We start from the raw sequence: 13,477 nt of genomic DNA, 5'->3' as shown, positions 1-13,477 counted from the left end.
GATAAGCGTACGCCGGACATCGCATACTTCGGACAACTAGAAACACGAAACGCGGCATGAACATAAACCAGGTGCATCTTAGCAAAGCCGTAAACCTGTCCTAAAAAGCAGGACCACTTCACATAACCATCGACGATTCACCATAGAACGGTGCAGCAAAAAGCTCGCCGTCTACGGTCAAACCACCGGCAATCGCTGGCAGAATGTCGTCTTTGTCCCAAGACTCTGGCAGGTCATTCAAGGATGTTAGCCAGCCTTGTTTGCCCCAGATTGGAACTTCATATGTACCGATGGTCATAACGTCATATTGGCCACCTTTAGTGGCAATATCTGTCGTCACACGTTGACGAAGAATGTTCTCCTCCAGTGTGACCCATTCCAATTTGATGTCCGGATTTGCCGTTGTAAAATCGCCAGCAAGTTCCTGCATGCGCACCATGTCACCGTTGTTCACGGTCGCAATTGTCAGTGTTGTTTCTTGAGCAAACGACATCGTCGCTGCTGCACTCAAGGCTGTTGCCCCAAGTAATTTGGTTACAGTATTTTTCATTGGATCCTCCCACAGATCAGTTTTGGGCATATGCCCATGCTGTGGGCAAATGTTACTCTTGGGTAAATTTCGAGTCAACTGTTTTGTAGAGCGGAGAGCGATTCCGTTCTAAGCGCTTAATAAGAGAGGAGTATTTTTGCCGTGGCTTCGTCAGTTGTCAGACGGTTTACCAAAGACCCCACCAAGGCGGCCTGAATCGCGCGCACTTTTGCGGGACCTGCGGCCACAGCAGTAACAGGAGCGGGGCCCGCTTTTTTAAGGGGAGCTGATGACACGCGGGCATTATAGGCACAATCCAAAACAACCCCTTGGTTGTCATAAATGATACTCGTGATCTCGCCCGCGGCCCCCGCGTCTTGAAGTTCGGTGGCCTCGTCCTTGGTCATAAATCCGTCCAAAACCAAGGGCGCCGTCAAGTTGATTTGCCCGACCCCGACAAAGGTGGCGTCCGCAATATCACACAAATGCAGCGTGTTGCGCACCGCCTCCATGCTTTGCATCAATTTGAGTTCTTCGGCGTCATGCGCCAAAAGCGGCAGCGCCATTGGATAGTGCGCCGATCCGGTTTTCTCGGCCATCCGTGTCACCGCGTTATATTGCGTGGCCGATCCGTCCGTCATCATATTCCCAAGCCGCGAAACGATCGTATGTTGCGGGGTTGTGAGTGTCGGAAGCTGCTCAATACAGGCCCGCAACGCCCGCCCCGTTCCAAGCGCAATAATCTGGGGCGCTTCCGACCGAAGGTATTTCTCCATATCAGCGGCCACCGAAATGGCCAAACCGCTCAACAATTCTGGCGCGGATTTATCCGACGGCACAACGTTACACGCCACAAGACCGTATTTTTCCTTCACCGCCAGCGCCAATTCCATGCACACGGCAATTGGATGATCGATGCGGATTTTCACAAGATGCTCCGAAACAGACAGCGAAATCAGGCGCTGAACCGTTTGCCGTGAGACCCCGAGTTCGCGCGCAATTTCGTCCTGCGTCTTGCTGGCCACGTAATAAAGCCACCCCGCGCGCGCCGCCTCATCGAGCTTAATCTCTGCCTTCGAGGTTTTCTTTAGGGATCTCATCTTGCGCTTCCTTTTAACAAACTGGGTCTCAACTCCACCAATTTGGACCATTTGTCAAAAACATCTACGTTTTCAACAACCGCAGGAAGTCTGCCCGCAAAATGCGCCCCCCCAAGGAATCGAACCACATCCATTTGCGCCGCAAGCCCCGCCGCAACCCCGGGCAAGCTGTCTTCAATCACAAGACACCGCGCGGGATCGACCCCCATTTTGTTGGCAGCATGTAAAAACAAATCCGGCGCAGGTTTTCCATTTTTCACCTCTGAAGCGGTAAAAACCACCCCGTCGAAATGGCCCGACAGGCCCACAACCTCCAGCGATCGGGCAACCCGTTTCGGGCTGCTGCTCGTCGCCACACAAAAGGGCACCTTAAGCGCGGCAAGGATTTCCAAAACCCCCTCGGTGGTTTTCAAATTCAACTCGAACCCCGCCAAGAGGCGCGACGTATATCGGGCTTCAAAATCCTGCGGCACAACAACCCCAAAACCCGCGTCAATTGCCTTCACAACGGTAGAAAAACTGCGCCCCAGAAAATGCCTTCGAAAGTAGGGAAAATCGATCACGATCCCCTCTTCCTTAAGGACAGCAGTCAGAACATTTGCACTCAGCGCTTCGCTATCAATCAAAACTCCGTCACAATCAAAAATGACAAGGTCAATGGGGCGAGTGGTATCAGTGGATTGAAAACTCATCATTTTTTCCCAAACATGCGCTGTTTTTCACCCCTAGATGAGCCGCATTGCACACCAACTGTCAAGGCGTCCTGCTTTTTCGGCAGAGCAACTTTACTCTTGGCGTTGGCGAGTTGTCCCCGCAGGGACACCCCCTTAATGCCCGTCCAAAACCTTTAGAAACGCAGCGATTGCAGCCTCTAATTTGTGCCGCTCCAGTGCCGAGAAATCACGCGCCGCCAGCACCTCAAGACGCCCGTCCGCCGCGGTGCATTTCACCACACCAGAGGCATGCGGAACACGGAATGTAGTGCGCGCGCCCCCTGCCCTCACCGGCCGTTTTTTGGGGTTTGGCGTCACCGATTCCGAGGCCTCTTTCAACAAGATCAACTCTTTCTCGACGCTGCGATCAGGCTCCGATGACAAGGCAATCCGCAGATTCGCCACCACACCAGGCGTACGCTCAATCTGCTTTAAAAGCGCCAAACCCAGTGCCCGTGGAATAGATTCTGGGTACTTCAAATCCGCGCCAATACGATCAAGCAAAACCGCGAAACTGCGGATATAAGCCCGCTTTTGACGACCTGCAGAGCCGTAAAGCGCCACGACGGCGGCCTCAACATCCTGCACAGACGTCGCCGGATCGGCAGCATAGTTACGGGCCAGCGCGGCCATCTCCGCAAAAGAAATATCGCGGCGCACAAGGTTTTCATCGACCATGCGACGGTACAGGTTTTCCAACGCTTCCCCGCGTGCGATCAAACCCGCAGGGATTTTACCATAGGCCTCCGCATCGCCGGTTTCCGCCAGTAATTCGCGATAGGCTGACAAGCGCCGAAAGCCTTGAATCAGTTGATACCCCTCGTCGGTTTGCTCAATCTGAATGGGATTGGACAGGCCGATAGCACGAATCGACGCCTTGAGTTCGTCAAGCTCAGGGTCGCGCCCCGCGCCACGGTCCCGCGAAAGTTTTTCCACACGCACTTGATCCAGCGGAATTAAATCGACGATCAGCCCCTGCTCTTTCATCCGCACATGCTCTTTAGCAAGGGCGAAGTTTTCCTCGCGAATGGCCTGTTCGGCGGCATGTCGTCCCCGCAACGCCTCGGCATTTTCGGCAATCGCGGAGGCCATCGGACCACGTCGCAGCGATTCGGTTGGCGCCTCTTGTGGCGTGACTTCGGCCTCTTCTTCCGCCGGAAAATCGATGTCAAAAATACGTCGCTTGCTCATTTTTCATCCTCCATTGATTTCCAAACCTCAACGACATGGCCCTGAAATTCTTCATAAGCCCGATCAAACGACGCCCTTGCGCGGCGCCACGTGTCGCGGGTCATGTCACGATAATCCATCTCGTAAACCGACGACAGGAAGCGGCCAGATTGCTCCACCGCGCGGGTCATCTCGATGGGATGTTCAGTTACTCTATCGCCAAAAACCTTGCCAAATGCCGACCGCATCGCGCGGTGCAATTCGTTGTTCGGCTCATAGCGCGTCAGAAGGAACCGCACGTCGTGAAACGCCTTGGGAAGGCGCACTGTCCCCGCGGGGACAAAGCTGGAAAACTGCGCCAAATCCTCCAAGGCTTCGGCAAGCTGACCGATAAAGGAGGTGGTCGAATCATACTCCCAGTAACCAGGACCCGACGGGATATAGAGCATGTCCGCCGCGAAAACCGCGTTCATCGATTGATAGCCAATTGCGGGGGGGCAATCGAAAATAATCAGGTCGTAGGCGTCGTCGGGGATCTGATCAAGGTAGCGCGACACGGCGGCGAAAAACGACCATTCGGGATTGAGGTGACGATACTGCGCCGAGGCAAACTCCACGAAGGCGGCGTTGGCGCAACTCGGCACGATATCGATGGTCGGCCAAGAGGTGGGCTTAATGAAGTCATTGACCCGCAATTCAGCCAACCCCATGCCAGTGATCGACGCGGGCAGTTGGCGCTGGGGCAGGGAGGTGCCCGATTCGGCCCCCGTCGCGGCGGCATTCATCCGTTCGGTTTCGCGCACCAAATCCCGCGCCATGATACCCCAAACGGTGTATTCTTCGGTGACATCCGACAGGCCCATCGAGTGGGAAAGGGTCGCTTGTGGGTCGAAATCCACGCACAAAACCCGATAGCCATCTAGGGCGGCAGCATGAGCTAAATGGAGGGCGACCGTCGATTTCCCTGCGCCGCCTTTAAAGTTGGCAATCGCTGCGCGGACCGCGCGTTGCCCCGCGGGGCGATGCGGCATCAAGGATTTTCGGTTCACCTTGAGACGGCGGCGCAACTCGTTAATTTCGTCGAGCGAGTACCAATGTTGCCGCCCGTCACCCTCGACAACGCCCTGGGGTAGGGTAGGGTCCGCCGCGAGACGGCCACGCAATGTGGATTGATTGACCTTAAAGATCAGCTCGCCAACTTCCCAACTCGAAAACCGCCGCAGGGTCTTTTCCATCTCGGGCGAGTAGGTCTGTTGACGAATGAACCCCTGCATCTTGAGGGACTGGGCCTGTAGGCGCGCAAGCTCTTCGTGGCTGTACATATAACCTCCTGTCCCCGCGGGGACGCTAATTCAGCGTTTCACCCGATTTAGCGCCATTTAGAAGAAAATGCAAAAACCAAGTTTGCAAAAAGCCAAAAAAGTGCAAATATCGCAAAAGAGCGTCCTGATGCACGGAATAACGGGAAAGAGCGGTCGCGGACCCCGAATCGCTTTGCGCGCTGAATCTTCCGGTGATCACAAAGTTTAGGGGACAGATTTGGCAGCCCCAACCACATATAGGGGACAAAACATTGCCAATGGGGGACGCACTGTATGTCCCCCTATACCAATTAATACCAATATTTATATTTTAGGGTTTGAATTCAAAACCCCCTCCAGAAGTTCTGGCTTGACAGAATCGAACAAATGGACGCAAATTAGAGCGTGGATACAAAGAGCGTTGAGTTTAGGAGTTTGAAACCTTAACCTTCGTAGAATGAACATTAAGATTCGTCGCATTGAGAGCGCGTGTTTGCAAAGAACACGTCGGAGGCAGAAATGATTGCCAAACGTAAAACTGGGCCTCAGGCCTCGGTCGTCAAGTACGACCTGTTGACGGCTCTCGGGGCTTTTGCCTTGGCGGAGGGCAAAGCGAATCAACGGATGTGCCTTCGGTTTATGACGCTGATCACGGCACGATATAATTGGGGACGCGATAGCCTGACGGTGGGGCAACGCGAGATTGCGCGGCTTTGGGCGGTGGATGAACGCACCGTGAAACGCGAGATGGCGAAGCTGCGCGCACTTGGATGGTTGGTTGTGCGGCGGCAAGGCGCGCGGGGCAGGGTGACGGATTATCGCCTCGATACGCAGGCTTTGTTGGACGCGACAAAACCACAGTGGAGCGCCGTCGGGCCAGATTTTGAAGCACGGATGAAGGGCACTCCAGAGCAGGACAAAACCGTGGTGCCGTTTACGCCGAATGTCACCGTCGCGCCGCCCGAAATCACCAGTGAGGAGTGGAGCCTTGCACAGTCGATTTTGCACCGCGAAAATGTTGCGCAATACGGCGCTTGGCTGCAAAAACTGACGCGTCACAAGCGGGAAGGGGGCGTGTTGATCCTTAAGGCCCCCACGGCATTTCACGCGACATATATCAATACACGCCTCAAACAGGTGGTGTTGGAGGCGTGTATTGCGGCCGACGAGAGCCTTACGGATGTTGTCGCGATTTCCTAGGAGCTATTTGCGCATCTCGGCCAATTGACCCAATATTTGCGTATAGTTTTCAACGCCCTGCGCACCCGTTACCAGATGTTTCTCATCGAAAACCATGGCGGGAACGCCGCTAATACCTTGCTGCGTCCAGTGGGTTTCGGCGCGGCGCACCTCTTCGGCGAAGCGCTGATCATCCAGCACGGCGACGGCCTCTGTACGGTCCAGCCCGATTTCGCCCGCAACATCGGCCAAAACTTCTGGATCACTTAGATCGCGGCGATCGGTGAAATGCGCGGCAAACAACGCCTGTTTTAGGTCCTGCATCCGCCCCTGTTCATTCGCCCAATGCAGAAGCTGATGGGTGTTGAACGTGTTGTGCATCCGCATGTCATCGGCAAAGCTAAAGTCAAAGCCCACATCCGCGCCTTGCTTGGTGATATGGGTGCGATTTTCGGCGGATTGCGCGGGGGTTGCGCCATATTTCTCCGTTAAATGCTCGGCCAGATTCTGGCCCTCAAGCGGCATTTGCGGATTGAGTTCAAACGGGTGCCAGTGGATTTCATGCGGCGTTCCAGAGGCTTTGAGGGCTTGTGCAAGTTGGCGATAGCCGATGACGCACCACGGGCACACCACATCTGACACGATATCAATGCGAAGGGGTTGCGGGGAAACAGTCATGGTTTTCCTTCCAGGGAGTTAAGGCAGTATTAGCCCCAAGAAATGTAAGTGCGGCGGCGTAATTGCAAGGCCTGCGGAGTAAAAATCGCGTGTGGTTACCAAGGTGTATCGCAAGAGGTGGCGACGGGGCCGGTTGAGTCGCGCAGGATTAATTCCGCGCGTTCGATTGTTTGCAGCGTGGTTGGATCAGCTCCTGCGAGGAGGTCGAAGATCGCTTTGGCGAGGGGTTCGCAGGCGTCGCGGAATGGGGCGCGGGTGACGGTCAGGGCGGGGTTGAAATTAACGGCGCGCATTTGCGGCACTGCGTCGTCATGGGCGATGATTGAGAGGTCACGGGGAATGGCAAACCCGAGATCGCTGGCGGCGCGATAGACCCCTGCGGCGATCAGGGTCGAGGCGCATATGATGGCGGTTGGGGGTGGCCCGTCTTGGCCCGATAAGAGCGCGAGCGCGGCGGCGTATCCATTGGAGTCGGTGAGGGCGCCGTGATGGAGGGCAAAGGCGGGGATATCGAGGGATTTGCGCTGCGCGGCCCGTGTGAATCCCGCCAGTCGTGCGGTTGAGAAGGCGAGGGGGGTAGGGCCATTTAACATCGCGATCCGACGGTGCCCAAGATTGAAAAGCAGGTTGAAGGAATCTTCGGCGAGTTGGGCATTGTCGATGTCGTAGAACGCGTAATTCGGGTCGTCGGCGCGACCATGCACCACAAAAGGAATGCCTTCGGAGCGCAAATAGGCGATGCGCGGATCGTCGTTTTGGGGGGCGTTCAGGATAAAGCCGTCCAGCGTGTTTTTCTCGACCATGCGTTGATAGGGCAGCAGAATATCGCTTGCCGTGGTGGCGTGAAATACAAGATCGAGGTCGCGGCGGGCAAGCTGATCCGAGAGGCCAAACATGATTTCATAGAAGGAGGCGTCGGTGGCTTGGGTGCTGTCGGATTTGAGAATCATCCCCACCATGCCCGAGCGCCCAGTGACCAGCTTTTTAGCGAGTTGGTTTGGGCGGTATTTCATCAGGCGGGCGGTTTCCACAACGGCGGCGCGGGTTTTCTCGCTGACCTCTGGGAATCCGTTCAACGCGCGACTGACGGTTGCGGGGGAGAGGTTGAGGGCAGCGCCGATATCTTTTAATGTGGACATACATTCCTCTTCAAAACGATTTAGATATACTATGCGTCTCTAAATAAGGCAAAATGTTTCTCTTTTTTTATGCAAGGTTCAATTTATTCAAATCGATTTGAATAATTTTTTGCCCACGCTATGCTTAGCAAAGAATCACGGGGGAATCCCGATGCTCAGGAGAAGTTTTCATGACGGAATGGTGGCGCGGCGCGACGATTTATCAGATTTATCCACGGTCTTTTCAGGACAACAATGGCGACGGGATTGGCGATCTTGCGGGAATCACTTCGCGACTTGACCATGTTGCGGGGCTTGGGGTGGATGCGATTTGGTTGAGCCCGATTTTCACCTCGCCGATGAAGGACATGGGCTATGATGTGAGCAATTACACCGAAATAGACCCGCTTTTTGGCACCTTAGCGGAATTTGACACGCTGATCGCACGGGCGCATGAATTGGGCCTTAAGGTGGTCGTCGATCAGGTGTTGTCGCATACCTCCGATAAACATGAATGGTTTGCAGAGAGCCGCGCGTCGCGGGACAATCCGAAATCCGATTGGTACGTTTGGGCCGAGCCGAATCCCGACGGAACGCCGCCCAACAATTGGCCGTCGGTTTTTGGTGGCGCCGCTTGGGAATGGGAGCCGCGCCGTCGGCAATATTATCTGCACAACTTCCTGATTGAGCAGCCCGATTTGAACATGCATTGCGCCGATGTGCAGGACGAGATTCTGCGCGGGATGCGGTTTTGGCTGGAACGGGGCGTCGATGGATTCCGCTTGGATACGGTCAATTACTATTTCCACGACACCGAATTGCGCGACAACCCCGCGGCTCCCGCCGATGTGGTGGCCGAGCAGGTCGATACTTACGGGATGCAGGCCCATATTTACTCCAAGAACCGCCCCGAAAACATCGCGTTTCTGATGCGGATGCGGGTTTTGACGGATGAATTTGACGCGCGGATGATGGTCGGTGAAGTTGGCGACGGCGGGCAAACGGCGATTGATATCATGGGCGAATATACCCGTGGCACCGACCGTTTGCACATGTGCTATAGCTTTGAAATGCTCAGCCCGGACTTCACCGCCAAGCATTTTCGCAAAACGATTGAGGGGTTCCAGAAGGGCGCGCCGGATGGCTGGCCCTCGTGGAGTTTTTCCAACCACGATGTGCGCCGCCACGTCAGTCGTTGGCTGGAACATTGCGAAGATGCCGATGCTTTGGCGAAACAATCCGTTGCCATGCTGATGAGTTTTGAGGGCACGATTGGGATCTATCAAGGGGAGGAATTGGGCTTGCCGGAAACCGAGCTAGAATACAGCGAGTTGACCGATCCCCCCGGTTTGCGGTTTTGGCCCGAGAACAAGGGGCGCGATGGATGCCGCACGCCAATGGTTTGGAACGCCGAGTCGGAGCATGGCGGGTTTTCGAGTGCCAAGCCTTGGTTGCCGGTGAAAACGCCGCAACAGAGCCGCGCGGTGGATGCGCAAGAGCGTAGCAACGACAGCGTTTTGCATGCCTATCGCGAGACAATTGCATTTCGCAAAGCGAGCGAGGCCATGTTGCGCGGCACGACACAGTTCATTGATCTGCCCGAACCTTTGCTTGCCTTTCATCGGGTGGGGACGAGCCAAACACTGACCTGTGTTTTTAATTTGTCAGCGGAGCCACAGACCCTTGCCGTAGACCCTGCGGCGCGCCTTGTTGGGCCACATAATGCTTTATTAGAGACTGATATTCTGAATTTGGGTCCGAACGGATTTGCCTATCTAGATGCGGGTCGCGCGGAGGGTGTGTCTCTTAAAACTGCTAAATAGGGCGCATCAAAGGGGTTACCCCAGCTTTTTCAGAACCGATTTCAGGGTATCTATCTCGTGTTCTGAGAGGGCGCTGGTGATCTTTTCCTCGTAGGTTTGGGCCGCTTTGTGAAGGTCGGCGTAGGCCTTCTGCCCTTGTTTGGTGAGGGAAAGATGCTCAAGCCTGCGGTCGTTTTCGTCGGCTGTCCGCGAGAGGAACCGCTTGGCTTCAAGCGCCGTTACCGCGCGGCTGACCTTGGTTTTGTGCAGCGAGGCAAGGGTGCAAATCTCTTTGGCGGTTAACTTGCCGTGTATGCCCAAATGGAACAAAACCCGCCATTCGGTGCGCAGCATCCCATAGCGCTCGCGATATTGCGGTTGAAAATCTTTACTCACGGCCTCGGAGGTTTGGTTGAGGAGGTAGGGTAGAAATTCGTTGATTGAAAAGGACATCACCCCTCCGTGGATTTCGTGTCTAACGCTAGACTATTTGGCAAAACGCAGCAGGATTGCGCCGAGCAACGTTGTGAAAGTTGAAAACACGCGCACCAAATCAAGACGCTCCTTGAGAAAGAACACTCCGATCATCAGGGCAAAGATAATACTGGTTTCACGCAGCGCCGTCACCAGCGCGATGGGGGACTGTGTGAAGGCCCAAGTCACCAATGCATAGGCGATAAAAGACGCCGACCCGCCAAACAAAAACACGGCTCTGCCCCGCGTTGCTATCGCGGTGAGGGTTGTAGGGGAGCGGAGCAAAAGAAAACCGACCATGAGGATGCAATTGCCAATCGCAAGCCAACTAAAATAGCCAAGCGCGGTTCCTGAAACGCGCGCGCCCAAACCATCAACCAAGGAATAGGACGCGATAAACAATCCGGTCGTGAGCGCCATGGACGCGGCGTGGCCGTTGCGCTGGCCATTGGCGCTGCGCACCATTGCGAGGCTCAGAATTCCGACGCCGATAATCACAATCGCAAGCAACTCGATCGGGTCCAGACGCACGCCCAGAACCACAATGGAAAATAACGCGACCATTAGGGGGGCCGACCCGCGCGCAATTGGGTAGACCTGTGTGAGGTCGCCCGATTGATAGGATTTCAGCAGAAAGATTTGATACCCGACGTGCAGTAACATTCCCCCCACAAGGTAAGGATAGCTTTCGGGGGCAGGGGCGGGAACAAAGGGAAGCGCGAGCAGGGCAAGGGGCAGGTGGCCAATTACAACGGCGCCCATGCTCATCATTTTGTCGGCGCCACCTTTGACCAAAGCGTTCCATGAGGCATGCAATAAAGCCGCACAAATGACGGCAATAAAAACAAGCGTACTCATGTTGATGACCCCAATATTTGTTGCTGGGAACACTAGGCACTCAAGGCTGGCACCGCAATGCCGCGTTTACCAGCCGACGACGATCCAAACGATCCCTAAGCAGATCGCCAAATAGATGATCATGTTGAACATGGATCGGATGAGTCCCGCGTCCGCATCAGGGTCTAACCCCAAGCGTTCACAGATTTTGGTGCCGGGCCAGAGTATCGCTTGGGCAAGGGTCATTGTTTCACTCCTCTAAATCCGCATTCATGATGGGCTAGTGATGGCATTTTTAAATAGGTATTGCAAATGCTAATTTATAGAGGTGCCTTGGTGACGGATCCAAAATTATGCGCTAAGACTCCATAAATTATAGCGACGAGCGGTTTTGACTATGCTAATCTAGGCACTGAAATTTGACCTAAAAGGAAATTCACGATGCGTTATTCAATTGCTTTGGCCGCTTTGCTTTCCGCGGCACCCCTTGCGGTTTTGGCCGATGATTGGACGTATGACGCTACGATTTACGGATGGCTCCCCGGTGTTAGTGGCTCCCTTGCGACGCCCCGTGGCGACCTCGATCTCGGCTCGTCTGGTGGCAGCATTGACCTCGATAATCTTGAAATGGCGTTCATGGGGACGTTTGAGGCTCGGAACGGTAAATGGAGCATACTTGGCGATCTCCTCTATACCGATTTGGCGACGCAAAAAGAGACCCCATTTGGGGTCCTGTTCTCCAGCGCGGATGTCGACGTAAAAGTTTCCGCCCTCAGCGGCTATCTTGCGTATCGCGTGGTGGACGATCCAAACGTGACGGTTGATGTGGCCGCTGGTTTTCGCGCGTTTGGCCTCGACATCGGCACCACATTGAATGCAGGCACGCTCCCCTCCGAATCTGCCAGTATCGGCGACGGCTGGGTTGATCCCTTGGTGGCCGCGCGCGCCACATGGAAGTTTTCTGAAAAATGGTCAGCCTCCGCTTTTGCAGATTTCGGCGGTATCGGTGGATCGAGCCAAACGTGGCAAGCCTTGGCAACGGCCAATTATAACTTCAACGAAAACTGGTCTGGTCGATTTGGCTATCGGTATATGGACGTCGAAAAATCAATCGACGGTCGCGACATTAAAATCGGTCTTGGCGGGCCGATGGTTGGTGTAACCGTACGTTTCTAAGGCGGGCTTTAGGCGGCGTTGCCCCGATGAGTGCGGGGAAACGTCGCGCGTCGTTTTTGATACTAGGAGGTTGAATTCCCTTCGTTGAGGGGCGTAGACCCTATCATGAAGCCAAAAATCCTAACCACGCTTACGACTTATGATCGGCACCAGTTCGTCAGTGATCTGGTCGCGGGAATGACGGTGGCAATGGTTGCCTTGCCGTTAAGCCTTGCGATTGCCATTGCCTCGGGGGCTGGTCCGGAAAAAGGGCTGGTGACCGCAATTGTCGGCGGGCTGATCATTTCGTTGCTTGGCGGCAGTAGGGTTCAGATCGGCGGGCCGACTGGCGCGTTTATCGTCGTTGTCTTTGGCGTTATCACGCAACACGGCTATGACGGCCTCATCCTTGCAACGTTGATGGCGGGGGTCATTATGTTGGTGGCGGGTTTCCTGAAAGCTGGGAATCTCGTCGCTTATGTGCCTGAACCTGTGATCAATGGCTTCACCATCGGCATCGGCGTCATCATTGCGACAAGCCAGATCAAAGACCTGTTTGGCTTTTCAATTGAGCAGGTTCCCGCAGAATTTATCGGTAAGGTCGAGGCGCTTTGGGGGGTAAAAGATACCTTAAGCCTTTCCGCCCTTGGGATCGGCGTTGGGACGATGGTGTTGATCGTTGCTCTGCGGCGTCTCGCGCCCAAGTTTCCTGGGCTCATTGTCGCCGTTGGTTTGACCTCCGCCATTGTTGCCGTGGCGGTTCTGCCCGTTGAAACGATCTTTTCGCGGTTCGGGGCCTTGCCCAGCACGTTGCCGTTTCCCAGTTTCCCTGAAATCAGTATTGAGCGCATGATAACGCTGCTCCCGTCGGCCATTGTTATTGCCTTTCTCGCCAGCATTGAATCGCTGCTTTCCGCGATGGTTGCTGATCTTATGATTGGCGGGCGTCATCGGCCAAACGCCGAGGTTCTGGCGCAGGGTTTTGCCAATATCGGGTCTGCCTTGTTTGGCGGACTTCCTGCCACCGGCGCGATTGCCCGCACCGCGACCAACGTGCGTGCCGGTGGGAAAACGCCCGTTGCCGGTGTTGTTCACGCGTTGACCATTTTGCTAATAATGTTGCTGGCCGCGCCACTGGCAGGCTATCTTGCCATGCCTGCGCTCGCGGGACTTCTCATTCTAACCGCGTGGAATATGAGCGAGCCACATAAATGGCGCGGGTATATGCAGACCCGCATTTCGGATCGCATTCTGCTTTTGCTCACGTTGGTGCTGACCGTGTTCGCGGATCTGACCGTTGCCATTGGTGTCGGTGTCTCGCTTGGCCTTGCCCTGCGGCTGCGAGAAAAGACAACGGGGCGAGAGAACGATTGGACGCCTCCCGACCGCTAAGGAATGGGTTTCAACAAATGCGGGCGCAA

Annotated in this window: 13 protein-coding genes and 1 pseudogene; 4 read left to right on the top strand and 10 right to left on the bottom strand. The window is 55.0% G+C overall.

Annotated features, from left to right (window positions below):
• Positions 1-121: 121 nt before the first annotated feature.
• The 5 genes and pseudogenes from AB9F26_RS18880 to AB9F26_RS18860 form a co-directional block, all read right to left on the bottom strand.
• A pseudogene (locus tag AB9F26_RS18880) lies at positions 122-550 on the bottom strand (ABC transporter substrate-binding protein); the annotation flags it as partial.
• 116 nt (positions 551-666) lie between these two features.
• Entirely contained in the window at positions 667-1,629 is a 963-nt protein-coding gene (locus AB9F26_RS18875) for a sugar-binding domain-containing protein (RefSeq protein ID WP_335585177.1), read from the bottom strand.
• On the bottom strand, positions 1,626-2,321 hold the full coding sequence (locus AB9F26_RS18870; protein WP_369768726.1) for an HAD family hydrolase: 696 nt from the start codon (positions 2,319-2,321) through the stop codon (positions 1,626-1,628). The genes AB9F26_RS18875 and AB9F26_RS18870 overlap by 4 nt, the downstream gene beginning before the upstream one ends.
• A gap of 135 nt (positions 2,322-2,456) precedes the next feature.
• Entirely contained in the window at positions 2,457-3,533 is a 1,077-nt protein-coding gene (locus AB9F26_RS18865; RefSeq protein ID WP_335585175.1) for a ParB N-terminal domain-containing protein, read from the bottom strand.
• The gene (locus AB9F26_RS18860; RefSeq protein WP_335585174.1) at positions 3,530-4,834 is read right to left on the bottom strand and encodes an AAA family ATPase; all 1,305 of its coding nucleotides are present in this window, start codon (positions 4,832-4,834) and stop codon (positions 3,530-3,532) included. The genes AB9F26_RS18865 and AB9F26_RS18860 overlap by 4 nt, the downstream gene beginning before the upstream one ends.
• Before the next feature lie 498 nt (positions 4,835-5,332).
• On the opposite strand from AB9F26_RS18860, the gene AB9F26_RS18855 reads away from it, so the two are divergent.
• Entirely contained in the window at positions 5,333-6,013 is a 681-nt protein-coding gene (locus tag AB9F26_RS18855; protein WP_335585173.1) for a hypothetical protein, read from the top strand.
• 3 nt (positions 6,014-6,016) lie between these two features.
• Here the strand turns inward: AB9F26_RS18855 and AB9F26_RS18850 are convergent, their stop codons facing one another.
• Positions 6,017-6,670, bottom strand: coding sequence for a DsbA family oxidoreductase (locus AB9F26_RS18850; RefSeq protein WP_335585172.1), 654 nt, complete (start codon positions 6,668-6,670; stop codon positions 6,017-6,019).
• A gap of 95 nt (positions 6,671-6,765) precedes the next feature.
• Positions 6,766-7,809 (bottom strand): substrate-binding domain-containing protein, encoded by a 1,044-nt coding sequence (locus AB9F26_RS18845; protein WP_369768725.1) that lies wholly within the window; start codon positions 7,807-7,809, stop codon positions 6,766-6,768.
• A 170-nt stretch (positions 7,810-7,979) separates the two neighbouring features.
• Here AB9F26_RS18845 and AB9F26_RS18840 point away from each other — a divergent pair, with 170 nt between their 5' ends.
• Complete coding sequence (locus AB9F26_RS18840) at positions 7,980-9,611, top strand: alpha-amylase family glycosyl hydrolase (protein ID WP_369768724.1); 1,632 nt, start codon at positions 7,980-7,982, stop codon at positions 9,609-9,611.
• 15 nt (positions 9,612-9,626) lie between these two features.
• On the opposite strand, the gene AB9F26_RS18835 is transcribed toward AB9F26_RS18840, so the two are convergent.
• The 3 genes from AB9F26_RS18835 to AB9F26_RS18825 form a co-directional block, all read right to left on the bottom strand.
• Positions 9,627-10,043 carry a MarR family winged helix-turn-helix transcriptional regulator gene (locus AB9F26_RS18835; protein ID WP_369768723.1) on the bottom strand — a complete coding sequence of 139 codons (417 nt, stop codon included), beginning with the start codon at positions 10,041-10,043 and terminating at the stop codon, positions 9,627-9,629.
• A 33-nt stretch (positions 10,044-10,076) separates the two neighbouring features.
• Positions 10,077-10,922: a DMT family transporter gene (locus AB9F26_RS18830; protein ID WP_335585168.1), complete on the bottom strand. Its 846-nt coding sequence runs from the start codon at positions 10,920-10,922 to the stop codon at positions 10,077-10,079.
• Positions 10,923-10,988: 66 nt separating this feature from the next.
• On the bottom strand, positions 10,989-11,147 hold the full coding sequence (locus tag AB9F26_RS18825) for a hypothetical protein (RefSeq protein ID WP_335585167.1): 159 nt from the start codon (positions 11,145-11,147) through the stop codon (positions 10,989-10,991).
• A 195-nt stretch (positions 11,148-11,342) separates the two neighbouring features.
• On the opposite strand from AB9F26_RS18825, the gene AB9F26_RS18820 reads away from it, so the two are divergent.
• Both AB9F26_RS18820 and AB9F26_RS18815 read left to right on the top strand, forming a co-directional pair.
• Positions 11,343-12,077, top strand: a complete 735-nt coding sequence (locus AB9F26_RS18820) for a hypothetical protein (RefSeq protein ID WP_369768722.1) — start codon at positions 11,343-11,345, stop codon at positions 12,075-12,077.
• 105 nt (positions 12,078-12,182) lie between these two features.
• Entirely contained in the window at positions 12,183-13,448 is a 1,266-nt protein-coding gene (locus tag AB9F26_RS18815; RefSeq protein ID WP_369768721.1) for a SulP family inorganic anion transporter, read from the top strand.
• The last annotated feature ends 29 nt before the right edge of the window (positions 13,449-13,477 follow it).

Source organism: Falsihalocynthiibacter sp. BN13B15 (assembly GCF_041205415.1).
Classification (GTDB): domain Bacteria; phylum Pseudomonadota; class Alphaproteobacteria; order Rhodobacterales; family Rhodobacteraceae; genus Falsihalocynthiibacter; species Falsihalocynthiibacter arcticus.
This window is presented reverse-complemented; position numbering and strand designations above follow the sequence as displayed.